A 23946-nucleotide genomic window follows, 5' to 3' on the forward strand; every position below is an offset into this window, starting at 1 on the left:
TCTCCCACGGGCGGTCCCGCCGACAGGCGGCGGCTCAGCCCCGGGGCGACACTTGAGCCACGAGTCGTCCGCGGACGGGACGGGACGGGAGGCCGGCACGGTGAACGGCGGCGGCAGCGGCGGGCGGCGCCGCTTCCGGTGGGCCCGGAGCCTCGGGCCGTTCCGACCGGGCCGCACGCCCGCACCCCCCGCCGACGACCACGACGCGCACGGCCGCGTCGCCTGGCTCAACGAGGCCGGGACCCGCATCGGCACCACCCTCGACCTGGAACGTACGGCGCAGGAACTGGCCGAGTTCGCCGTACCGCACCTCGCGGACGCCTGCGCCGTCGACCTGCTGGAGTCCGTCCTCCACGGCGAGGAGGGCGAGCGGTCCGGCGGCGGCATCCCGCCGATCCGGGCCATCGCCGTGCACACCGTCGACGCCCTGCTGGACCTCGAACCGGACCCGATCGGCTCGCCCGCCGCCCACCCCGGCGCCCTCCTCACCGACCGCTGCCTGCGGGAACGCCGTTCGGTGCTCGTCAGCGGCATGACCGACGAGGACTTCCGGCGCGTCACGCCCACCCCGCGCCGCGCCGCGAAGATGCGCGCGAAGGGCGTCCACAGCTACATGGCGGTGCCCCTGATGGCGCGCGGCGTGCTGCTCGGCACCGCCGACTTCGTACGGGCGGGCAGCAGCCCCCCGTTCACGCCCACCGACCTGGCGCTCGCGGAGCAACTCGCTTCGCGCGCCGCCGTGTTCATCGACAACGCACGCCTCTACGGCCGCGAGCGCGAACACGTCGTCTCCCTCCAGCGCAACCTCCTCCCGCGCGCCACCCCGCGCACCCCCGGCCTCGCCGTCTCCGCCTCGTACGCGCCCGCCGCCGACGCGCGGGGTGTCGGCGGTGACTGGTACGACGTGGTGGCGCTGCCCGGCGGGCGTACCGCCCTGGTCGTCGGCGACGTGATGGGCCACGGGCTGCCCGCCGCCGCCACGATGGGGCGGCTCCGCACGGTCGCGCGCACCCTGATGACGCTCGACATCGCGCCCGAACGCGTCCTCGCCAAGCTGGACCTGGCCACCCGCGACCTGGAGGACGACCAGGTCGCCACCTGCCTGTGCGCCGTCTACGACCCGGCGGACGCCGCGTACACCGTCGTCACCGCCGGGCACCCGCCGCCGCTCCTGGTGACGGCGGACGGCACCGCGTCGTACGTGGACCTGCCGGTAGGGGCGCCGCTCGGCGCGGGGGTCATCCCGTACGACGCCGTACGGCTGCCGGTGGCGGCGGGGAGCCGCGTGGTGCTGTACACGGACGGGCTGTTCAAGACGCGCGGCGACGACGTCGACGCGGAACTGGAGCGGCTGCGCGAGGCCGCCGCCGGGATGGGCCCGGCGCTGCTGGACTCGGGCGCGCTGATGTCCGCCGGGCAGGACGTGGACCGCCGCTTCGACGAGGCCGTGCTCATGGTCGCGGCGAGCGGCCCGGACCCGGGCCCGGGCGCGGACGGCACCGGCGACGACGCCCGCGAGGGGCGCGAAGCGCGCGGCGCGGACGGCGGGTTGCGCGTCTGGGAGCTGCCCTCGGACGGTACGGCGGCGGCCACGGCCCGCAAGCTGATCACCGAGCAGCTCGGGGACTGGGGCCTGGCCGACCTGGCCGACGTCACCGAACTCGTCGTCAGCGAACTGGTCGCCAACGCCCTGCGCTACGGCGACGGCCCCGGCACCCTGCGCCTGCTGCGCGCCGACCGGCTGCTGGTCGAGGTCTCCGACACCGGGCCAGACCTGCCGCAGATCCAGCACGCGGACGCCCAGGACGAGGGCGGGCGGGGGCTCCAGCTCATCAACATGCTGTGCAGGCGCTGGGGTTCGTGCCGTACGCACACCGGAAAGGTCGTCTGGGCGGAGCAGGACATCCCGCACGCGCTCACGGCCGCCGCGGCGGCGCCGGCACCGGAACCCGACGAGCCGCGCGACCCCTCAGGGCCCGACGACGCGCCCCGCGCGCCCGCCGCGCCCGCGGGCGCGACCGGCTGACCCGGCCCCCGGGGACGGCGGGGGAACCGGGGAGGCCGGGCCACGGCGGGCCCGGCCCCCACCCGTACGGGCGCGCGTACGCACCCGGACGCGCGTACGCGTCAGTGCGCGCCGCCCTGCGCCTCCAGGCGCTTCCGCGACGCCTCCACCTCGGCCTCGGCGTCGGAACGGCCGACCCAGTCGGCGCCCTCGACGGACTTGCCGGGCTCCAGGTCCTTGTAGACCTCGAAGAAGTGCTGGATCTCCAGCCGGTCGAACTCGCTCACGTGGTGGATGTCCCGCAGGTGCTCCATCCGCGGGTCCGACGACGGCACGCACAGCAGCTTGTCGTCGCCGCCCGCCTCGTCCGTCATGCGGAACATGCCGATGGCGCGGCACTTGATGATGCAGCCCGGGAACGTCGGCTCCTCCAACAGCACCAGCGCGTCCAGCGGATCGCCGTCCTCGCCCAGGGTGTTGTCGACGAAGCCGTAGTCGGCCGGGTACACGGTCGAGGTGAAGAGGTGACGGTCCAGCCGGATGCGACCGGTCTCGTGGTCCACCTCGTACTTGTTCCGCGACCCCTTCGGGATCTCGATGACGACGTCGAACTCCAAGGGAGGCTCCTCCGTGATCAACACATGTTCTGGTGATTAAGTGTCCCCTACGCACGTGTGTGCTTGCGAAAGGGGCTGGTCCGAGGTGCGTGACCGCGCGATCCGGGTAACCGCCGAGGCCGTCCGCCGACCCGTGCGACGGGTCCGGCGCCACTGGCGTACCGCGACACCGCAGCAGCGGCAGACCTGGCGGCTGGCGGCCGGTTCGGCCGCCGCCGGGCTCGCGGTCGCCGTCACGGTGGTGGCCGTGGCGGGACCGTGGGACCAGGGGCAGCGTACGGCCGAGCGGACGCGAGCGGTCGCCCGTGACGCGGGGAGTGGCGGGAACCACACCCCGGGGGACGTACGTCCCGCGCCGCGCGCCCCCGGCGTACTCACGGCGCTCGGCGGCGACGGCGGGTCCGGTGACGGCTCCGACGACGGGTCCGACGGCGACGAGGCCGCCGGGAACGGCGCCGACAACGTGCCGCCGCCCACCCCCGACGGCCTCGCGGACGCCCTGCGCCCGCTGCTCAAGGACCCCGCGCTCGGCCCCGTGCGCAGCGCCTCCGTCCTCGACGTCGGCAGCGGACAGCAGCTGTTCGCCGCCGACCCGACCCGCGCGGTCACCCCCGCCTCCACCGTCAAGCTGGCCACCGCCGTCGCCGCCCTGTCGGCGCGCGGCGCGGACCACCGGATCGCGACCCGGACCGTACGGGGGGACGGCGACAGCGTCGTCCTCGTCGGCGGCGGCGACCCGACGGTCACCGCCGAGGACCTGGACCGGCTGGCGGCGGCGACGGCCGAGAGCCTCAAGTCCGCGGCGGAGGAGGACGGCGAGGACGGCGCGAGGAAGGACGGCGCGGCCCGCCCCGAGGTCTCCGTCCGCTACGACACCAGCCGCTACACCGGCACCACCCGCCACCCCCTCGGCCCGAACGAGAACCTCGCCCCCGTCACCCCGCTCATGGTCGACGAGGGCCGCCTCGACGACAGCACCCACGGCCCCGCCCCCCGCTCCACCGACCCCGCCGGGGACGCCGCCGAGGCGTTCGCGGACCGGCTCGCGAAGGAGGGCGTCGAGGTCACCGGCGAGCCGCGGAAGGCCGAAGCGCCCGCGAAGGCCGAGCAGTTGGCCGTCCACCGCTCCGCCCCGACGTCGTCGCTCGTCGAACGGATGCTGACCCACAGCGACAACGACATCGGCGAGGCCCTCGCCCGCCAGACCGCCCTCGCGGACGGCGCGCCCGCCGACTTCGACGGCGCGGGCGACGCCGTACGCGACCGGCTCGCGAAGCTCGGCCTCCCCGTGAAGGGCGCGAAGATCGTGGACGGCAGCGGCCTGGACCGTACGGGCAAGGTCCCGGCCGAGCTGCTGACCCGCGTCCTCGCGCTGGCCGCCGACCCCGACCGGCCCGAACTGCGCCCCGCCCTCACCGGCCTGCCCGTCGCGGGCTTCTCCGGCACCCTCGACCGCCGGTACGCGGACGCCGAGCGCGGCGCCGGGCTCGTACGCGCCAAGACCGGCACGCTGACCGGCGTCAACACCCTGGCGGGCAGCGTCGTGGACGCGGACGGGCGACTGCTCGTCTTCGCGTTCATGACCACGGGCACCACCGACCGCGAGGGCGCGCAGAAGGCGCTCGACAAGCTGGCGTCGTCCCTCGCCAACTGCGGCTGCCGCTGACCCGCGCGCCCGTCCCGACCCGTTCCGTACGCCGCCGCACACCGGGCCGAGCCCCGGACCGTACGGCGGCGTACGGACGTCCGCTCCCGTCCGCACGCCGTGGCACGTACCGTGAAGTCATGACGAGTCCCGGTGGTGTGGAGATGGTCGACTGGAACCTCGCGGTCGCGACCGCGACCCGACTCGTGCGGCCCGGTCCCGAGGTGACCCGGGAAGAGGCGCGCGCGGTCGTCGCGGAGCTGAGGCGGCACGCGAAGGCGTCCGAGGAGCACGTCCGCGCGTTCACCCGGCTCGAACCGCCCGCCGCGGACGCCGAGTCCGCGGCCCTCGGCGCCGGGACCCCGCCGCCGGTCCTGGTCGTCGACCGTACGGGCTGGGTGAAGGCGAACGTCGCGGGCTTCCGCGAGCTGCTGTCCCCGCTGCTCGGCAAGATGGAGGAACGCCGCGCCGGGACCCCCGGCGGCGCCGTGCTCGGCGCGGTCGGAGGCAAGGTGACGGGCGTCGAGGTCGGGATGCTGCTGTCGTTCCTGGCGTCGCGCGTGCTCGGCCAGTACGAGACGTTCGCCCCCGCCACCCGCGACCTGCCCGCGGCCTCCGACGGCGGCGGCCGGCTGCTGCTCGTCGCGCCGAACATCGTGCACGTGGAACGCGAACTCGAGGTCGACCCGCACGACTTCAGGCTCTGGGTGTGCCTGCACGAGGAGACGCACCGCACGCAGTTCACGGCCGTCCCGTGGCTGCGCGACCACATCCGCGGCGAGATCCACTCGTTCCTGGAGGAGACCGACGTCGACCCGTCGACCCTCCTGGAGCGGCTGCGCGAGGCCGCCCAGTCGCTGACCGGCGCCCGGCCCACGGGCGAGGAGGGCGAGCCGGAGGGCGAGCGCAGCCTCGTCGAGCTGGTGCAGACGCCCGCGCAGCGCGAGATCCTCAACCGCCTCACCGCCGTGATGTCCCTCCTCGAAGGGCACGCCGACTACGTGATGGACGGCGTCGGCCCGCAGGTCGTCCCGTCGGTCGCGGAGATCCGCGAGAAGTTCCAGCAGCGCCGCGCCAGCGGCGCGGGCCGCCTCGACCAGGCGCTGCGCAAACTCCTGGGCCTGGACGCGAAGTTGCGGCAGTACCGCGACGGGGAGCGGTTCGTACGGGCCGTGGTGGACGAGGTCGGCATGGACGGCTTCAACCGCGTCTGGACGTCACCGAACACCCTGCCGACGAAGGCAGAGATCAGCGAGCCCGCCGACTGGATCGCGAGGATGCACCGAAAGGCGGGTTGATGCGGACGGGAAACCTCTCCAATCACCCATCCGAGGGACCGTGAGCGGCGGGCCAGCGTGCGATGCTCAGGGACGCAACCCGTCTCTGTCACCATCGACACACTCAGCGTGACCAACCCTCTCCCCGAGGAAGTGAATCGGACATGGGTCCCCATCCCGCGGTCGCCGCGATACGCCTGGCGGTCCGCCGCGTTCTCCACGACATCCTCAACGACCACCGCGCCCGTTCCACGGTGCCCGGCACCCCGCTCGCGCTCGTCGCCTGCTCCGGCGGCGCCGACTCCATGGCGCTCGCCTCCGCCGTCGCCTTCGAGGCCCCCCGTGTCGGCGTCCGCGTCGGCGGGGTGACCGTCGACCACGGCCTCCAGGCCGGTTCCGCCGAGCGGTCCCTCGACGTCACCGCCCGGCTCGCCGCCCTCGGCTTCGACCCGGTCGAGAGCGTCACCGTGGCGGTGGGCCGCGAGGGCGGCCCCGAGGCCGCCGCCCGCGACGCGCGCTACGCCGCGCTGGACGCCGCCGCCGAGCGGCACGGCGCCGCCGCCGTCCTCCTCGGCCACACCCGCGACGACCAGGCCGAGACCGTCCTCCTGGGCCTCGCCCGCGGCTCCGGCACCCGCTCCCTCTCCGGCATGGCCGCCGTGTCCGGACCGCACGGCCGCTACCGCCGCCCCTTCCTCGCCGTCGACCGGCAGACCACCCGCCGCGCCTGCATGGTGCAGTCCCTCCCGGTCTGGGACGACCCGCACAACGCCGACCCGGCGTACACCCGCTCCCGGGTCCGGCACGAGGCGCTGCCCATGCTGGAGAAGGCCCTCGGCAAGGGCGTCGTGGACGCCCTCGCCCGCACCGCCCAGCTCTCCCGCGACGACGCGGACGCCCTGGACGCCTGGACCGACGAGGCCGAGCGTTCCGTACGCGCCGACCCGGCGCTCCCCTGCGAGCTGGACATCCCCCGGCTCCGCACCCTCCCACCCGCCGTGCGCAGGCGGGTCCTGCGCCGTACGGCCATCGCCGCGGGCGCCCCCGCCGGGTCGTTGTTCGCCCGGCACATCGAGGAGATGGACCGCCTGATCACCGCCTGGCGCGGCCAGCAGGCCATCAACCTGCCCGGCCGGGTGGAGGCCCTGCGGCGGAATGGCAGACTGGTCGTCCGGCAGAGCTGACTGCGTCGGCGTACCGACTTCGAACGAGAGCGGCACGGGTGGACGAGAAAGACATGGGCACCGACCTGGAGTCGGTGCTCATCTCCAAGGAAGAGATCGACGCCAAGCTCGCGGAGCTGGCCGCCGAGATCGACGCCGAGTACGAGGGCGAGGACCTGCTCCTGGTCGGCGTCCTCAAGGGCGCGGTCATGGTGATGGCGGACCTGGCGCGCAGCCTGTCGAGCCCGGTCACCATGGACTGGATGGCCGTGTCGTCGTACGGCGCGGGCACCCAGTCGTCCGGGGTGGTGCGCATCCTCAAGGACCTGGACACGGACATCAAGGGACGGCACGTCCTGATCGTCGAGGACATCATCGACTCCGGTCTGACGCTGTCCTGGCTGCTGTCCAACCTGGGTTCGCGCGAGCCCGCTTCGCTGCGGGTCTGCACGCTGCTGCGGAAGCCGGACGCGGCGAAGGTGGCGATCGACGTGCGGTGGGTCGGCTTCGACATCCCCAACGAGTTCGTGATCGGTTACGGTCTCGACTACGCGGAGAAGTACCGGAACCTGCCGTTCGTGGCGACCCTCGCGCCCCACGTGTACGGCGGCTGAGCGGGTCCGACGCGGGAGGGCCGCCCGTTCCGCGGGCGGCGTACGCGCGGATTCCCGGCGGACGGGAACGTACGGGACCCGCCCGCCGTTGGACCGTGCGAGGGCGGGGAGGTTGACCGTCCTCGGCGGCGCCGGGCGACAATGCTGGGGTACCGTCCGAAGGTCAGGCTTTTTCAACTCACTGTGGCAGGAGGGACGGGGCGCTCGCGCCCCGTGGATGGACGTGAAGCGATACTTCCGTGGGCCGGTCATGTGGATCGTGCTGGCCGTCCTCGCCGTAGTCGTGTTGATGCAGGTCGTCGGCTCCTCCGAGGGCCACAAGACGGTGGACACCGGCCAGGTGGTCCAGGCGATCAACGATGACAAGGTCAAGTCCGCACAGCTCACGACGGGCGACGAGCAGATCGTCAAGATCGAGCTGAAGGACGGCCAAAAGGTCGAGGGCAGTGACAAGGTCAAGGCGAGCTACATCGGCGACCAGGGCGTCGACCTCGCCAAGCTCCTCCAGAACGAATACCAGAACAAGGACATCCCGGACGGCTACACGGTGTCGCCGTCCAAGCAGAACCCGTTCGTCGGGATGCTGCTCTCCCTGCTGCCGTTCGTGCTGATCATCGTCGTCTTCCTGTTCCTCATGAACCAGATGCAGGGCGGCGGCTCCCGGGTGATGAACTTCGGGAAGTCGAAGGCGAAGCTGATCACCAAGGACACCCCGAAGACGACGTTCGCGGACGTGGCGGGTGCCGACGAGGCGTGCGAGGAGCTGGAGGAGATCAAGGAGTTCCTCCAGGAGCCCGCGAAGTTCCAGGCCGTCGGCGCCAAGATCCCCAAGGGCGTCCTGCTGTACGGTCCGCCCGGCACCGGCAAGACGCTGCTGGCGCGCGCGGTCGCGGGCGAGGCGGGCGTCCCGTTCTACTCGATCTCCGGCTCCGACTTCGTCGAGATGTTCGTCGGTGTCGGCGCCTCCCGGGTCCGTGACCTGTTCGAGCAGGCCAAGCAGAACGCCCCGGCGATCGTCTTCGTCGACGAGATCGACGCCGTCGGCCGCCACCGCGGCGCGGGCATGGGCGGCGGCCACGACGAGCGCGAGCAGACGCTGAACCAGCTGCTGGTCGAGATGGACGGCTTCGACGTCAAGGGCGGCGTCATCCTGATCGCCGCCACCAACCGCCCGGACATCCTGGACCCGGCGCTGCTGCGTCCCGGCCGCTTCGACCGCCAGGTCGCGGTGGACCGCCCGGACATGCAGGGCCGGTTGGAGATCCTGAAGGTCCACCAGAAGGGCAAGCCGGTCGAGCAGGACGTCGACCTCGGCGCCGTCGCCCGTCGCACGCCCGGCTTCACCGGCGCGGACCTGAGCAACGTGCTGAACGAGGCCGCGCTGCTCACCGCCCGCAGCGACAAGAAGCTGATCGACAACCAGTTCCTGGACGAGGCGATCGACCGTGTCGTGGCGGGCCCGCAGAAGCGGACCCGGATCATGTCCGACAAGGAGAAGAAGATCACCGCGTACCACGAGGGCGGTCACGCCCTGGTCGCGGCGGCTTCGCCCAACTCCGACCCGGTGCACAAGATCACGATCCTCTCCAGAGGCCGCGCCCTGGGGTACACGATGGTCCTGCCCGACGAGGACAAGTACTCCACCACGCGCAACGAGATGCTCGACCAGCTCGCGTACGCGATGGGCGGGCGCGCGGCGGAGGAGCTGGTCTTCCACGACCCGACCACCGGCGCGTCGAACGACATCGAGAAGGCCACCGCGACGGCGCGTGCCATGGTCACGCAGTACGGCATGACCGAGCGGCTGGGCGCGATCAAGTTCGGCTCCGACAGCTCCGAGCCGTTCCTCGGCAAGGACATGGGCCACCAGCGCGACTACTCCGAGGAGGTCGCCGGGCTGGTGGACGAGGAGGTCAAGAAGCTGATCGAGACGGCGCACAACGAGGCGTGGGAGATCCTGGTGGAGAACCGGGACATCCTCGACAACCTCGTGCTGGAGCTGCTGGAGAAGGAGACCCTCAACAAGGAGGAGATCGCCGAGATCTTCTCCGCGGTCGTCCGGCGCCCCCCGCGTCCGGCCTGGACGGGCTCCTCGCGGCGTACGCCGTCGACCCGCCCCCCGGTGTCGGTCCCGGCCGCCGCGCTCACCAACGGCTCCACGCCCTCGATCGAGAAGGGCAAGGAGATCGGCCCGACGGACTCGGTGACCGACACGATCGATCTCGCGGAGGAGCCCCGTCCGGAGGGCTGAGCCCTCCCGGACACCTCCTGCTCCCCGGGCCGGCAGCGTCGCCGCCCGGACAGTGCGGAATGTCGGTCGCGCCCCACAGGTTCTAGCCTGTGGGGCGCGACCCATGTGGCGCGCGTGTGCGTCTGAGGAACGAGGAACTGATGACCGATCCCGTGACGGTGGACGTCGATGGACCCATAGGCGAGTTCGACGAGAAGCGCGCCGAGAACGCGATCCGCGAACTGCTGCTCGCCGTGGGCGAGAACCCCGACCGTGAGGGGCTGCGGGAGACACCGGCGCGGGTGGCGCGGGCGTACCGCGAGCTGTTCGCCGGTCTGCGGCAGCGCCCGGAGGACGTGCTCACCACGACGTTCGACCTGGGCCACGACGAGATGGTGCTCGTCAAGGACATCGAGGTGGTCAGCCAGTGCGAGCACCACCTGCTGCCGTTCCACGGGGTGGCCCACGTCGGCTACATCCCGGCGGCCACCGGGAAGATCACCGGGCTGTCGAAACTGGCGCGGCTGGTCGAGGTGTTCGCCCGCCGCCCGCAGGTCCAGGAGCGGCTGACGACGCAGATCGCGGACTCGCTGCTGAAGATCCTCGAACCGCGCGGCGTGATCGTGGTCATCGAGTGCGAGCACATGTGCATGTCGGTGCGCGGCGTCCGCAAGCCCGGTGCGAAGACCCTCACGTCGGCCGTACGCGGTCAGCTGCGCGACGCGACCACGCGGGCCGAGGCGATGAGCCTGATCATGGCGCGCTGAGGCTGCCACCGCCCGTCGACAGGGCGTAGAGGTGGTCGACGAGGGCGATCAGCACCTGCTTGCTGGACTTCCGGGAACGGGCGTCGCAGTCCACGATCGGGATGTCGTCGGGCAGGTCCAGGGCGTCGCGTATCTGCTCCGTCGTGTGGCGCTGCCCGCCGAAGTCGTTGTTGGCGACGATGAACGGCGTCCCGTGGTGCTCCAGCCGGTCGATGGCGTACCAGGAGTCGGCGAGGCGGCGGGTGTCGACGAGGACGACGGCGCCGAGGGTGCCGCTGAAGAGGCGGTCCCAGAGGAACCAGAAGCGTTCCTGGCCGGGGGCGCCGAAGAGGTAGAGCACGGCGCGTTCGTCGAGCGTGATGCGGCCGAAGTCGAAGGCGATGGTCGTGGTGGTCTTGTCCGCCACGGCGCTGGTGTCGTCGATGCCCTCGCCCGCCTGGGTCATCGTCTCCTCGGTGTTCAGCGGCCGGATGTCGCTGACGGAGCGGACCATGGTGGTCTTGCCGACGCCGAAGCCGCCGACGATCACGATCTTGAGGCCGTTGGCGGCGGTGCTGCTCAGCGGGGCACGCGCGTACGGCGCCGGGGCCGCGCCAGGGTCCGTACCCGCGCCCGGGTCCGTACGGGCGCCGGGGGCGGGCGCGGGGTCGGGGCCGACGGCGGTGGGGGCGGCGGCCGAACGGTCAGAGGTTGCGGAGTCCAACGAGCACCTGCTTCAGGACGTGGGGGTCGGGGAGGGCGCCCGCTCCGGGCGCCCTCGTCTGCGGATGGCGTGCCGTGATCCGGCCCGCGTCCAGCAGGTCGCCCAGCAGGATGCGGACGATGCTGACGGGCAGGCGCAGATCCGAGGCCAGCTCCACCACGGCCGTGGGGGAGCGGCAGATGCGCAGGATCATCGCGTGCTCGGACTGCATGCCGACCACGGGGTCGCACTCGCTGACGACGAGGGTCACCAGGTCGAACCGGCTGGCGTCGGAACGGCTGCGACCGCCCGTGACGGTGTACAGCCGGTCGGGGTCCTCGTCGCGTACCGAACGGCCGGGTCGGGGACGGCTCATGTGGGCGTGCTCCCGTCGAAGCGGCGCGGTGGTGAGCTGAGGTAGTCGCTGAGCTGCTCGACCAGTTCGTTCATGTTGTGGCCGACGACGCCGACGTCGGAGTCCTCGTGCGCGATGACGGCGAGGTGCGCGCCCTCGCCCGCCTCGACGACGAACAGGATGCCGCCGTAGAACTCGGTCATCGCCTGGCGTACGCCCCCGGTGCCGTCCCCGAACTCGAACGAGGCGCCGTGCGACAGGCTCTGGATGCCCGCGGCGATGGCGGCCAGTTGGTCGGCCTGGTCCTCGGTGAGTTCGGGCGTACGGCAGAGCTTCAGCCCGTCGCGGGACAGCACGAGGGCGTGCCGGGTGCCCGGGGTCTTCTCCAGCAGGTTCTCCAGCAGCCAGTCGAGCTTGCTGTCGGTGATCATTCGGTTTCTTCCTCCGGGCGCGGAGTGGAGCGGGCGGGGGACGAGGGGGCGGGGGAGGGGTGCGCGGCGCCGTCGGGGCCGTCACCGTCGCCGTCGCTGTCGCGCGGGGCGGCGGTGTCGTCGGGCCGGGCGCCCTCGCGGACGGCCCGGCGGAAGGCGCCGAAGCGGGAGCCGGACTCCTCCGGCGTACGGGAGGCGCGGGCCTCGCGCCCCGGCTCCTCGCGGCCCTCGTGGGGCGCGCGGGCGTCGGCCGTACGCGGCTCGCCGGGTGTGCGGCCGGGCGGTGCGGCGCCGACCGGCCGCCGGGAGGAGGCCAGGGTGCGGCCGCGCTGCCGCTTGGGCAGGCCGCTCTCGCCGTACCGCACGTCCGGCGCGGCGGGCCCGCCCGACGCGGGTGGGGGAGCGCCGTCGGCGCCGTCCGCCCCGCCCGTCGCGTCGGGTGCGGTGGCTTCGCTTCCGGTGGCGTCGGGGTCCGGGGCGGCGTTGCCGTGCTCGGGCGCCGGTTCGTCGGCCGTACGCGGGCCGACGGGCACCTCCAGCGCGTCGTCGGTGTCCGCGTCGGCGTCCGCGGCGCGTTCGGCGGCCCGGCGGGCCGCCTGGATGCTCGTGGCGTTGGCGGCGGCGCGCAGGGCGGCGTCGAGCCGTACGGGCACGGTGTCGGTGTCCACCCGCGGCCCGGTGGCCTCGTCCGGCGCGTGGCCGTCCGACGCGGGACCGGTGGCGCGCGCCGTACCCGTACCCGTACGGGCGTCGGCGGCCTTGGCTGTGGCCCCCACGGCGGCGCCCTTCGCGCTCGCGGTGGTGTTCGCGTCCGCACCGGTGGCGTTCGCACGGGAGCGCGCCCCCGCGCCGCGCCCGCCCGTACGCGTGATCACTTCGGGCGGGATGCGCAGCAGCACGCCGGTGCCGCCGTGCGCGGACGGCCGGAACGACACCGCGAGCCCGTGCTTCCGCGCGAGCCGCCCCACGACGGGCAGCCCGAGGCGGGTGCCGGAACGGGCGCTCAGCTCCCAGTTGACGGGCGCCACCGCCTCCTCGGCCCGGCGGAGCGCCATGTCGCTCATCGCCAGCCCGCCGTCCTCGACCATGACGACGATGCCCGCCGAGACGTCCTCGACGTACACGTGCACCTCGGCCGTGGGCGGGGAGAAGTTAGCGGCGTTGTCCATGAGTTCGGCCAGCGCGTGCATCACGCCCTCCGCCGCGTGGCCCGCGACGGCGGCCGTGCTGGTGGAGTGCAGCCGGATGCGCTGGTAGCCGCTGATGCGGCCCATCGCGCCGCGCAGGACGCTCTCCATGACGATCGGCTTGGCCCAGCGCCGCCCCGAACGGGCCCCGGTGAGCACGGCGATGGAGTCCGCGAGCCGCCCGGCCTGCGCCGTACGGTGGTCGAGGTGCAGCAGGTCGCCGAGGACCTCCTCGTCGCTGTGCCGGTGCTCCATCTCCCGCAGGTCGGCGGCCATGCTGGTGGTGAGGGCCTGGACGCGGCCCGCGGCGTTCGCGCACGCGGAGAGGGCCGCGGCGCGCATCGCCTCGCTGCGGGCAACCTCACCGGCGAGGGTGGTGAGGACGCGCCGCTGCGCGGTGTCGCCCGCCATGGGCACGGTGGCGAGCGCGGTCTCGGCGGAGTCGCCGGCGCGCAGCCGTTCGACGAGGGCGGGGACGGTCACATCCGCGAAGAGCGCGGTGTCGGTCTGTACGGCCTCGGCCGCCGCGTGCTGTGCGGCGAGGGCGCGCCGCAGCGTGCGGGCGGTCAGCAGGTGGTACGCGGCGGTGGTGACGGCCGCGCAGAGCGCGACGGCGGCTGCGCCGCTGCCCCAGGCGGTCTCGGGGCGCGCGGAGTGCGGGGCGAGGTACACCGCGAGCAGGCAGGCGGGACCGGTCACCAGCACCGCGCCGAGGAGGGCGAGGGCGGTGCCGACCCCCGTGCCGACACCTTGCTTGCCGAGACCGAGCGGCCCGGGGGGTCCGGGCGCGCGGCTCGATGGGGATATGTCGGGCGTCATTTTTCACGGTCCTTGTGGACAGGTCAGGTCCGGACGGGAAATGCTCTGTGGCCGATCAATGCCGCACCAATATAGGCGAGTTGGCCGTTATTTAGGGGTCAACCACTGGTGTTGGCCTGTCAAGTGTGGTTGAGTCCGGAGGTTTTCCGTGCTCAGGGCGTCACCAGCAACTTCCTGCCATTTTCCGGAGTGCGACCAGGAGACGTACCTCCTGGCCTTGAGGCCCGGTGCGAGAGGCGTGTGGCAACCGGCGCTGAGAAGGCGGGAGGGGCGGTGGAAACGGGGGTGCACCCTCGCGTTCCGGAGCCTTGTAAGGCAACATGTTCGTGACGATCATCACCTGTGCCGAGACCTGCGGTGCGTCCCCGAGAGGCGATGCAGAGATCACAGACCGCCGGAACGGGCGAGGTCGGAGCCCTGAGCACGTTAGGGGCGGGTAGGGGTTGGGGCTGCTTTTTCGCGCTACGTAGCGTTCCGGACAAGCGCGCGTCGTCAAGGGTCGACGCCTTCTCGATCCGGGGTGGCTTTGGTGGACGATCAGGAGAAGGTTCTTGACTACCTGAGGCGTGCGACCACGGACCTACGCGCCGCCCGTCGGCGAGTGACCGAGTTGGAACGCCGGGATCAGGAGCCGATCGCGATCGTCTCCATGGCGTGTCGTTTTCCTGGTGGTGTCGGGGCGCCCGAGGACCTGTGGCGCTTGGTCGACGAGGGCGCGGATGCCATCTCTGGTTTCCCGGAGGACCGGGGGTGGGATGTAGACGGCCTGTACGACCCTGAGCCCGGAAGGTCCGGCAAGTCCGTGACCCGCCAGGGTGGGTTTCTGTACAGCGCTGCCGACTTCGACGCCGGTTTCTTCGGTATCAGCCCGCGCGAGGCAGCCGAGACCGACCCGCAGCAGCGGTTGTTGCTGGAGACGTCGTGGGAGGCGTTGGAGCGCGCCGGGATCGACCCGACGGCGTTGAAGGGCAGTGCGACCGGCGTCTTCGCTGGCGTCATGTACCACGACTATCCGAAGCACAGTAGCGGCGGCAGCGTCGTCTCCGGCCGGGTCTCGTACACCCTGGGTTTGGAGGGGCCGTCGTTGACGGTGGACACGGCGTGTTCGTCGTCGCTGGTCACGCTGCACATGGCGGCTCAGTCGTTGCGCGCGGGGGAGTGCTCGCTCGCGCTGGCGGGCGGCGTGACGGTGATGTCCACACCCGACATGTTCGTGTACTTCAGTGAGCAGCGCGGCCAAGCCGCGGACGGCCGTTGCAAGGCGTTCGGCGAGGCGGCCGACGGTGTCGGCTGCTCGGAAGGCGTCGGCATGTTGGTGTTGGAGCGGTTGTCGGACGCGCGGCGGAACGGGCATCCGGTGGTGGCGGTGGTGCGGGGGAGTGCGGTCAATCAGGACGGCGCTTCCAACGGGTTGACGGCTCCTAATGGGCCTTCGCAGCGTCGGGTGATTCGGCAGGCGTTGGCGAACGCGGGTCTGTCGGCGTCTGATGTGGATGCGGTTGAGGCGCATGGTACGGGGACGACGTTGGGTGACCCGATCGAGGCGCAGGCGTTGCTCGCGACGTACGGCAAGGACCGTGCGGGGGGCGAGCCGTTGTGGCTGGGTTCGATCAAGTCGAACATCGGGCACACGCAGGCGGCGGCGGGTGTCGCGGGGATCATCAAGGTGGTCGAGGCGATGCGCCACGGCACCCTGCCGAGGACGCTGCACGTGGACGAGCCTTCTCCGCATGTGGACTGGTCTTCGGGTGGCGTTGAGCTGTTGACGGAGTCGCGTGAGTGGCCCGTCGTGGAGGGGCGTCCGCGTCGTGCGGGTGTCTCGTCGTTCGGCATGAGCGGCACGAACGCCCACGTGATCGTGGAGGAGGCGCCTGACGCTCCGGCCGAAGTGCCGGTGGAGCGGCGGGAGTTGCCCGCTGTGCCGCTGGTCGCCTCGGCGGGCACGGCGACGGCTCTCGACGCGCAGCTCGAAGGGCTCGCGGCTGTCGAGGAGGAAGCCCTCGACGTGGCGTTCTCGGCGGCGACGGGGCGTGCGGCGTTGGAGTTCCGTGCGGTGCGGGTGGGGGAGCGGACGGTGACCGGGCAGGTTGCCGGGGGCAAGGCGGCGTTCCTGTTCACGGGGCAGGGGAGTCAGCGGTTGGGTATGGGCCGGGAGTTGTACGAGACGTTCCCGGTGTTCGCTGCCGCGTTCGACGAGGCGTGTGGGGTGTTGGACCCGAAGGTCCGTGAGGTCGTGTGGGGTGATGAGGAGGCGCTGGGGCGTACGGAGTTCACGCAGCCCGCGATCTTCGCGCTTGAGGTGGCGCTGTTCCGGCTGGTCGAATCCTGGGGCGTACGGCCGGACTTCCTGGCGGGTCACTCCATCGGCGAGGTGGCCGCCGCGCATGTCGCGGGGGTGTTCTCGCTTGAGGACGCGGGTCGGTTGATATCGGCGCGTGGCCGGTTGATGCAGGCGCTCCCGGAGGGTGGCGCGATGCTCGCCCTCCAGGCCACGGAGGAGGAAGTTCTCCCGCACCTGGGTGACGAGGTGGGGTTGGCTGCCGTCAACGGGCCGTCGTCCGTGGTGGTTTCGGGTGTGGAGAAGGCCGTGGAGGCGGTCGCGGAGCGGTTCGCGGACCGTAAGCAGACGCGGTTGAAGGTCTCCCACGCGTTCCATTCGCCGTTGATGGACCCGATGTTGGAGGACTTCCGGAAGGTCGCGGAGACGGTCGCCTTCAACGAGCCGATGATCCGTTTGACGAAGGATGTGGGTTCGGCGGAGTTCTGGGTGCGGCACGTGCGTGAGGCGGTGCGTTTCGCGGATGACGTGCGGCTCCTGGAGTCCGAGGGTGTGACGCGTTATCTGGAGTTGGGTCCGGATGCTGTCCTGGCCGCCATGGTCCGGCAGACCGCCGACGACGTGACGGCGGGTGCGGTGCTGCGTCGTGAGCGTCCGGAGACGGAGAGCTTGTTCGCGGGTCTTGGTGCTTTGTGGGCGGCGGGTGTGGGGGTCGACTGGAATGCCGTCTTCGACGGCCGCGGCGCTCGGCGTGTTGATCTTCCGACGTATGCGTTTCAGCGTCAGCGGTATTGGGTTGTTGAGGAGCCCAAGGGTGTTGTCGGTGCTGATTCGGTTGAGCACCCTCTGCTGACGGCTTTGGTGGATCTGCCTGAGACCGGTGGTGTGGTGTTCACCGGGCGTCTGTCCCTTGCCACCCATTCCTGGTTGGTCGGCCATGAGGCTCATGGGGTCACGGTCGTGCCCGGCCAGGTCTTCGCGGAACTGGCTCTGTTCGCGGCTGAGGAGACCGGTCGTGGTCGTGTCGAGTCGCTGGAACTGCACGCTCCGTTGGTTCTCACCGACACCGATGATGTGTTGACGCTTCGTGTGACTGTTGGTGGTGAGGGTGCTGTCAGTGTGCACGCGCGTGCGGCCGCGGACGACGTTTGGACGAAGCATGCCAGTGGTGAACTGACGGCCGGGCCGGGTGAGTTCGTCTGGCCGCGTGACAGTGACACGTATCAGGTGCTGCTGGCCTCCGCGGCGGAGGTGGCCGACGCGGCGGTGTCTGGCGATGGTGAGCCGCTGTTCGCGCATGTCTGGCGTGGTGTCGCCGCGGCCGCCGGCGCGGATGGTGGCCCGGTTCTGTCGGCCGAGGTGGTCGAGGCCCGTGCGCTGACCGGGGTCGAGTTGCGGGCCCGTACTGGTGGGCGTGAGTCTCTTTACCACCTGGATTGGGTCGCGGCTCCTGCCTCTTCCGGGGTGGCGGGTGCGCGTGAGGTGTATGAGTGTCCGTTGCCGGAGGACGCGTCGCCCGCGGCTTTCCGTAGGGTCGCCGCGCGGGTGTTGGCCGACCTTCAGGAGTGGCTGGCCTCCGAGAAGTCCGCGTCGTCGCAGTTGGTTGTTGTCACGCGCGGTGCCACCGACGGCGGCGATCTCGGGCATGCGGCTGTGTGGGGTCTGGTGCGTTCGGCGGAGGGTGAGCACCCGGGGCGGTTCGTGCTGGTCGACCTGGAGCCCGGAGCCGAACTCCCGGACGAGGCATTGCGGTTGGACGAGCCGGAGATGTCCGTGCGTGGTGGGGAGTTGCGCGTCGCACGCCTCGCCCGCGTTCCGGTGGCGGCCCCGGCGGCCCCGGTGTGGGATCCGGACGGCACGGTGCTGGTCACCGGTGGTATGAGTGGTCTCGGTGCTCTCGCCGCCCGCCATCTGGTGCGCGCGCATGGTGTGCGGCATTTGGTGTTGACCAGTCGTCGTGGCGAGGATGCGCCCGGTGCGGGCGAACTCGTCGCTGAGTTGGCCGGGGCGGGCGCGAAGGTCGATGTGGCCGCTTGTGATGTGGCTGACCGTGACGCGTTGGCCGGGCTGTTGGCCGAGTATCCGGTGACGGCTGTGGTGCATTCGGCGGGTGTGTTGGATGACGCGTTGCTGGGTGAGTTGACGCCGGAGCGTTTGGACAAGGTCATGCGGCCGAAGGTGGACGCGGCTTGGTATTTGCACGAGTTGACCCGGGACATGGACCTGAGTGCGTTCGTGTTGTTCTCGTCCGTCGCGGGGACTCTTGGTGGTGCTGGTCAGGGCAATTACGCGGCGTCGAACGCGTTCTTGGACGCGCTCGCGGTGCATCGGGTGGCTGTGGGTCTGCCGGGTCTGTCTCTGGGGTGGGGTCCGTGGGAGCGGGTCGGTGGTATGGCTGACCGGTTGAGTGAGGTCGATTTCCAGCGGCTTCGTAGTTCGGGTATGCCGCCGTTGGGTCCGGATGAGGGTTTGGCGTTGTTGGACGCGGCGATGCTTCCGGGTCGTCCGGCGTTGACGTTGCCGGTGCGGTTCGATGTGGCGGTGTTGCGGGCGCAGGCGGAGGCGGGCACGTTGCCGGCGGTGGTCGGTGGGTTGGTGCGTGTTGGTCAGGGTCGGCGTGAGTTGAGCGGTCGGGCCGTGTTGGAGGGTCGTCTCGCTGGTTTGGATGATGCGGAGCGGATGCGGTTGTTGACGGATCTCGTGCGTGGTCATATCGCGCGGGCTCTGGGACATGACGGTGTTGAGGCGGTGACAGCGGAACGTCCGGTGAGTGAGTTGGGTCTGACTTCTTTGGGTGCGGTTGAGTTGCGGAATGTGCTCAATGCCGAGTCGGGTCTGTCGCTGCCGGCGACGTTGGTCTACGACTATCCGAACGCGGTGGCGATCGCGGAGTTGTTGTTGGACGGGCTGCGTCCTGGTGAGGCCGACCAGGCTGGACCGTTGTTGGCGGAGCTGGGCCGGATCGAGGAAGCGTTGGCGAAGCTCGGCGTCGACAACGACGAAGCCCACGCCAAAGTCACCGCCCGACTGGAAGCCGCAACACGCTCGGATCAGGAGCCGATCGCGGTTGTTGGGATGGCGTGTCGTTTTCCTGGTGGTGTCGGGTCGCCCGAGGATCTGTGGGGTTTGGTGGCCGGGGGTCGGGACGCCGTCTCTGGTTTTCCGGAGGATCGCGGGTGGGACTTGGAGCGGGTGTACGACCCGGATTCGGCTCGGGAGAACACCAGCTACGTCAACGAAGGCGGATTCCTGCACGGCGCGGGTGAGTTCGACGCCGGTTTCTTCGGTATCAGCCCTCACGAGTCCCTGCATATGGATCCGCAGCAGCGGTTGTTGCTGGAGACGTCGTGGGAGGCGTTGGAGCGGGCCGGGATCGATCCGACGGCGTTGAAGGGCAGCGCCACGGGTGTGTACGCCGGTCTCGTCTACCACGACTATCCGGGTACGTCGGTGCAGGGGGCTCTCGTTTCGGGGCGGGTGTCGTACTGCCTGGGTTTGGAGGGGCCGGCGTTGACGGTGGACACGGCGTGTTCGTCGTCGCTGGTCACGGTGGATCTGGCGGCTCAGTCGTTGCGCGCGGGCGAGTGCTCGCTCGCGCTGGCGGGCGGCGTCAACGTGATGTCGACCCCGATCACGTTCGTGGAGTTCAGCCGCCAACGGGGCTTGTCCTTGGACGGCCGTTGCAAGTCCTTCGCGGCGGCCGCTGACGGCACCGGCTGGGGCGAGGGTGTCGGCATGTTGGTGTTGGAGCGGTTGTCGGACGCGCGGCGGAACGGGCATCCGGTGTTGGCGGTGGTACGGGGAAGCGCGGTCAACCAGGACGGCGCTTCCAACGGCATCACGGCTCCTAATGGGCCTTCGCAGCGTCGGGTGATTCGGCAGGCGTTGGCGAACGCGGGGTTGTCGGCGTCTGATGTGGATGCGGTTGAGGCGCATGGTACGGGGACGACGTTGGGTGACCCGATCGAGGCGCAGGCGTTGCTCGCGACGTACGGGCAGGGACGCCCGGAGGGCGAGCCGTTGTGGCTGGGTTCGATCAAGTCGAACATCGGGCACACGCAGGCGGCGGCGGGTGTCGCGGGCATCATCAAGGTGGTCGAGGCGATGCGCCACGCCACTCTGCCGAAGACCCTGCACGTGGACGAGCCTTCTCCGCATGTGGACTGGTCTTCGGGTGGCGTGCGGCTGTTGACGGAGTCGCGTGACTGGCCTGCTGTGGAGGGGCGTCCGCGTCGTGCGGGTGTCTCGTCGTTCGGCATCTCCGGCACGAACGCGCACGTGATCATTGAGCAGGCGCCTGACACTCCGGCCGAAGTGTCGGTGGAGCGGCGGGAGTTGCCCGCCGTGCCGCTGGTCGTGTCGGCGAAGTCGCGTGAGGCTTTGGACGCGCAGTTGGAGCGGTTCGGTGCGGTGGAGGGGGCCGCGTTGGACGTGGCGTTCTCGGCGGCGACGGAGCGTGCGGCGTTGGAGTTCCGTGCGGTGCGGGTCGGTGAGCAGACGGTGACCGGGTCGGTCGCCGGGGGGAAGACGGCGTTCCTGTTCACCGGTCAGGGCAGCCAACGGCTGGGTATGGGCCGGGAGTTGTACGAGACGTTCCCCGTCTTCGCGACCGCGTTCGATGAGGCGTGTGCGGTGTTGGACCCGAAGGTCCGTGAGGTGGTGTGGGGTGACGAGGAGGCGCTGGGGCGTACGGAGTTCACGCAGCCCGCGATCTTCGCGCTTGAGGTGGCGCTGTTCCGGTTGGTGCAGTCGTGGGGTGTGAAGGCGGACTTCCTGGCGGGTCATTCCATCGGTGAGGTGGCTGCCGCGCATGTGGCCGGGGTGTTCTCCCTCGAAGACGCGGGTCGGTTGATATCGGCGCGTGGCCGGTTGATGCAGGCGTTGCCGGAGGGGGGCGCGATGCTCGCCCTCCAGGCCACCGAGGAAGAGGTCGTCCCGCATCTGGGTGACGAGGTCGACCTCGCTGCCGTCAACGGGCCGTCGTCCGTGGTGGTTTCGGGTGTGGAGAGGGCGGTGGAGGCGGTTGCGGAGCGGTTCGCGGATCGTAAGCAGACCCGCTTGAAGGTGTCCCACGCGTTCCACTCGCCGCTCATGGACCCGATGTTGGAGGACTTCCGCAAGATCGCGGAGGGCGTCACGTTCAACGAGCCGACGATCCGTCTGACGAAGGACGTGGGTTCGGCGGAGTTCTGGGTCCGGCACGTGCGTGAGGCGGTGCGTTTCGCGGACGACGTACGGCATCTGGAGGCCGAAGGCGTCACCCGCTACCTGGAGTTGGGCCCCGACCGCGTGCTGGCCACCATGGTCGAGCAGACCGTCGACGGCGTGACCGCCGGAGCCACCCTCCACCGTGAACGTCCGGAGACCGAGAGCCTGTTCGCCGGGCTCGGTGCTTTGTGGGCGGCGGGTGTGGGGGTTGATTGGAACGCTGTCTTCGACGGGACCGGCGCTCGGCGTGTTGATCTTCCGACGTATGCGTTTCAGCGTCAGCGGTATTGGGTTGTTGAGGAGCCCAAGGGTGTTGTCGGTGCTGATTCGGTTGAGCACCCTCTGCTGACGGCTTTGGTGGACCTGCCCGAGACCGGCGGCGCTGTCCTCACCGGCCGCCTCTCCCTCGCCACCCACCCCTGGTTGGCTGACCACGAGGCCCACGGGGTCACCGTCGTGCCCGGCCAGGTCTTCGCGGAACTGGCCCTGTTCGCGGCTGAGGAGACCGGTCGTGGTCGTGTCGAGTCGCTCGAACTGCACGCTCCGCTCGTCCTCACCGACACCGACGACGTGCTGACGCTGCGCGTGACTGTTGGTGGTGAGGGTGCTGTCAGTGTGCACGCGCGTGCCGCTGCGGACGACGCCTGGGTACGGCACGCCAGCGGTGAACTGACCGCCGAGCCGGGCGAGTTCGCCTGGCCGCGCGACCCCGACACGTACCAGGCGCTGCTGGCCTCCGCCGCCGAGGCCGCTGGCGCGGCGCCCGTCGACGGCGAGCCGCTGCTCGCGCACGTCTGGCGCGGCGTCGCCGTCGCCACCGGTGCCGACGGCGCCCCGGTTCTGTCGGCCGAGGCGGTCGAGACCCGTGCGCTGACCGGGGTCGAGTTGCGGGCCCGTACTGGTGGGCGTGAGTCTCTTTACCACCTGGATTGGGTCGCGGCTCCTGCCTCTTCCGGGGTGGCGGGTGCGCGTGAGGTGTATGAGTGTCCGTTGCCGGAGGACGCGTCGCCCGCGGCTTTCCGTAGGGTCGCCGCGCGGGTGTTGGCCGACCTTCAGGAGTGGCTGGCCTCGGCCGAGTCCGCGTCGTCGCAGTTGGTCGTTGTCACGCGCGGTGCCACCGACGGCGGCGATCTCGGGCACGCCGCTGTGTGGGGTCTGGTGCGTTCGGCGGAGGGTGAGCACCCGGGGCGGTTCGTGCTGGTCGACCTGGAGCCCGGAGCCGAACTCCCCGACGAGGCATTGCGGTTGGACGAGCCGGAGATGTCCGTGCGTGGTGGGGAGTTGCGCGTCGCACGCCTCGCCCGCGTTCCGGTGGCGGCCCCGGCGGCCCCGGTGTGGGATCCGGACGGCACGGTGCTGGTCACCGGTGGTATGAGTGGTCTCGGTGCTCTCGCCGCCCGCCATCTGGTGCGCGCGCACGGCGTACGGCATTTGGTGTTGACCAGTCGTCGTGGCGAGGATGCGCCCGGTGCGGCTGAACTCGTCGCTGAGTTGGCCGGGGCGGGCGCGAAGGTCGACGTGGCCGCTTGTGATGTGGCTGACCGTGACGCGTTGGCCGGGCTGTTGGCCGAGTATCCGGTGACGGCCGTCGTGCACTCGGCGGGTGTGCTGGACGACGCGCTGCTGGGCGAGTTGACGCCGGAGCGTTTGGACAAGGTCATGCGGCCGAAGGTGGACGCGGCTTGGCATTTGCACGAGTTGACCCGGGACATGGACCTGAGTGCGTTCGTGTTGTTCTCGTCCGTCGCGGGGACTCTTGGTGGTGCTGGTCAGGGCAATTACGCCGCGTCGAACGCGTTCTTGGACGCGCTCGCGGTGCATCGGGTGGCTGCGGGTCTGCCGGGTCTGTCTCTGGGGTGGGGTCCGTGGGAGCGGGTCGGTGGTATGGCTGACCGGTTGAGTGAGGTCGATTTCCAGCGGCTTCGTAGTTCGGGTATGCCGCCGTTGGGTCCGGATGAGGGTTTGGCGTTGTTGGACGCGGCGATGCTTCCGGGTCGTCCGGCGTTGACGTTGCCGGTGCGGTTCGATGTGGCGGTGTTGCGAGCGCAGGCGGAGGCGGGCACGTTGCCGGCGGTGGTCGGTGGGTTGGTGCGTGTTGGTCAGGGTCGGCGCGAGTTGAGCGGTCGGGCCGTGTTGGAGGGTCGTCTCGCTGGTTTGGATGATGCGGAGCGGATGCGGTTGTTGACGGATCTCGTGCGTGGTCATATCGCGCGGGCTCTGGGACATGACGGTGTTGAGGCGGTGACAGCGGAACGTCCGGTGAGTGAGTTGGGTCTGACTTCTTTGGGTGCGGTTGAGTTGCGGAATGTGCTCAATGCCGAGTCGGGTCTGTCGCTGCCGGCGACGTTGGTCTACGACTATCCGAACGCGGTGGCGATCGCGGAGTTGTTGTTGGACGGGCTGCGTCCTGGTGAGGCCGACCAGGCTGGACCGTTGTTGGCGGAGCTGGGCCGGATCGAGGAAGCGTTGGCGAAGCTCGGCGTCGACAACGACGAAGCCCACGCCAAAGTCACCGCCCGACTGGAAGCCGCAACACGCCGGGCGCGGGACGCCCGGAGTGGGGCGGAGACGGACAGCGAGTCCGACAGCGGTCTGGGGTCCGCGTCAGACGATGAGCTGTTCGAGGTGTTGAACAAGGAACTTGGCTTGTCCTGACGGACGCCGCCCG

General features: G+C 70.9%; 13 protein-coding genes. 8 read left to right on the plus strand and 5 right to left on the minus strand.

Annotated features, from left to right (window positions below; genetic code table 11):
- The first annotated feature begins 265 nt into the window (after window positions 1-265).
- Window positions 266-2026 (plus strand): SpoIIE family protein phosphatase, encoded by a 1761-nt coding sequence (locus D7M15_RS16805; RefSeq protein WP_240649674.1) that lies wholly within the window; start codon window positions 266-268, stop codon window positions 2024-2026.
- Window positions 2027-2127: 101 nt separating this feature from the next.
- On the opposite strand, the gene D7M15_RS16810 is transcribed toward D7M15_RS16805, so the two are convergent.
- Complete coding sequence (locus D7M15_RS16810) at window positions 2128-2622, minus strand: inorganic diphosphatase (protein WP_121518267.1); 495 nt, start codon at window positions 2620-2622, stop codon at window positions 2128-2130.
- 85 nt (window positions 2623-2707) lie between these two features.
- Here D7M15_RS16810 and dacB point away from each other — a divergent pair, with 85 nt between their 5' ends.
- From dacB to folE, 6 genes are all read left to right on the plus strand, one after another.
- Entirely contained in the window at window positions 2708-4288 is a 1581-nt protein-coding gene (gene dacB / locus D7M15_RS16815; RefSeq protein WP_240649343.1) for a D-alanyl-D-alanine carboxypeptidase/D-alanyl-D-alanine-endopeptidase, read from the plus strand.
- 119 nt (window positions 4289-4407) lie between these two features.
- The gene (locus tag D7M15_RS16820; protein ID WP_121518269.1) at window positions 4408-5565 is read left to right on the plus strand and encodes a zinc-dependent metalloprotease; all 1158 of its coding nucleotides are present in this window, start codon (window positions 4408-4410) and stop codon (window positions 5563-5565) included.
- A gap of 143 nt (window positions 5566-5708) precedes the next feature.
- On the plus strand, window positions 5709-6728 hold the full coding sequence (gene tilS, locus D7M15_RS16825) for a tRNA lysidine(34) synthetase TilS (protein WP_121518270.1): 1020 nt from the start codon (window positions 5709-5711) through the stop codon (window positions 6726-6728).
- A gap of 53 nt (window positions 6729-6781) precedes the next feature.
- The gene (hpt, locus tag D7M15_RS16830) at window positions 6782-7321 is read left to right on the plus strand and encodes a hypoxanthine phosphoribosyltransferase (protein ID WP_121518271.1); all 540 of its coding nucleotides are present in this window, start codon (window positions 6782-6784) and stop codon (window positions 7319-7321) included.
- Window positions 7322-7538: 217 nt separating this feature from the next.
- On the plus strand, window positions 7539-9572 hold the full coding sequence (ftsH, locus tag D7M15_RS16835; protein ID WP_121518272.1) for an ATP-dependent zinc metalloprotease FtsH: 2034 nt from the start codon (window positions 7539-7541) through the stop codon (window positions 9570-9572).
- 140 nt (window positions 9573-9712) lie between these two features.
- The gene (folE, locus tag D7M15_RS16840) at window positions 9713-10318 is read left to right on the plus strand and encodes a GTP cyclohydrolase I FolE (protein WP_121518273.1); all 606 of its coding nucleotides are present in this window, start codon (window positions 9713-9715) and stop codon (window positions 10316-10318) included.
- On the opposite strand, the gene D7M15_RS16845 is transcribed toward folE, so the two are convergent.
- The 4 genes from D7M15_RS16845 to D7M15_RS16860 form a co-directional block, all read right to left on the minus strand.
- Window positions 10305-10880: an ATP/GTP-binding protein gene (locus D7M15_RS16845; protein ID WP_240649675.1), complete on the minus strand. Its 576-nt coding sequence runs from the start codon at window positions 10878-10880 to the stop codon at window positions 10305-10307. The genes folE and D7M15_RS16845 overlap by 14 nt on opposite strands.
- Window positions 10881-11001: 121 nt before the next feature.
- A complete protein-coding gene (locus D7M15_RS16850; protein ID WP_121518275.1) occupies window positions 11002-11376 on the minus strand; it encodes a DUF742 domain-containing protein in 375 nt (124 codons plus the stop codon).
- Window positions 11373-11786, minus strand: a complete 414-nt coding sequence (locus D7M15_RS16855; RefSeq protein WP_121518276.1) for a roadblock/LC7 domain-containing protein — start codon at window positions 11784-11786, stop codon at window positions 11373-11375. The genes D7M15_RS16850 and D7M15_RS16855 overlap by 4 nt, the downstream gene beginning before the upstream one ends.
- The gene (locus D7M15_RS16860) at window positions 11783-13792 is read right to left on the minus strand and encodes an ATP-binding protein (protein WP_121518277.1); all 2010 of its coding nucleotides are present in this window, start codon (window positions 13790-13792) and stop codon (window positions 11783-11785) included. The genes D7M15_RS16855 and D7M15_RS16860 overlap by 4 nt, the downstream gene beginning before the upstream one ends.
- Before the next feature lie 529 nt (window positions 13793-14321).
- Between D7M15_RS16860 and D7M15_RS16865 the strand changes: the two genes are divergently transcribed.
- Window positions 14322-23933 carry a type I polyketide synthase gene (locus tag D7M15_RS16865; RefSeq protein ID WP_127201768.1) on the plus strand — a complete coding sequence of 3204 codons (9612 nt, stop codon included), beginning with the start codon at window positions 14322-14324 and terminating at the stop codon, window positions 23931-23933.
- Window positions 23934-23946 lie beyond the last annotated feature (13 nt).

Origin of the sequence: Streptomyces sp. Z26 (assembly GCF_003665095.1) — a bacterium.
Lineage (GTDB): Bacteria > Actinomycetota > Actinomycetes > Streptomycetales > Streptomycetaceae > Streptomyces > Streptomyces phytohabitans.

Bases quoted from the DNA above. Each gene is read 5' to 3' on its own strand.
- D7M15_RS16820 (WP_121518269.1), top strand. From the start codon at position 4,408: ATGACGAGTCCCGGTGGTGTGGAGATGGTCGACTGGAACCTCGCGGTC.
- tilS (WP_121518270.1), top strand. From the start codon at position 5,709: ATGGGTCCCCATCCCGCGGTCGCCGCGATACGCCTGGCGGTCCGCCGC.
- hpt (WP_121518271.1), top strand. From the start codon at position 6,782: ATGGGCACCGACCTGGAGTCGGTGCTCATCTCCAAGGAAGAGATCGAC.
- ftsH (WP_121518272.1), top strand. From the start codon at position 7,539: ATGGACGTGAAGCGATACTTCCGTGGGCCGGTCATGTGGATCGTGCTG.
- folE (WP_121518273.1), top strand. From the start codon at position 9,713: ATGACCGATCCCGTGACGGTGGACGTCGATGGACCCATAGGCGAGTTC.
- D7M15_RS16850 (WP_121518275.1), bottom strand. From the start codon at position 11,376: ATGAGCCGTCCCCGACCCGGCCGTTCGGTACGCGACGAGGACCCCGAC.
- D7M15_RS16855 (WP_121518276.1), bottom strand. From the start codon at position 11,786: ATGATCACCGACAGCAAGCTCGACTGGCTGCTGGAGAACCTGCTGGAG.
- D7M15_RS16860 (WP_121518277.1), bottom strand. From the start codon at position 13,792: ATGACGCCCGACATATCCCCATCGAGCCGCGCGCCCGGACCCCCCGGG.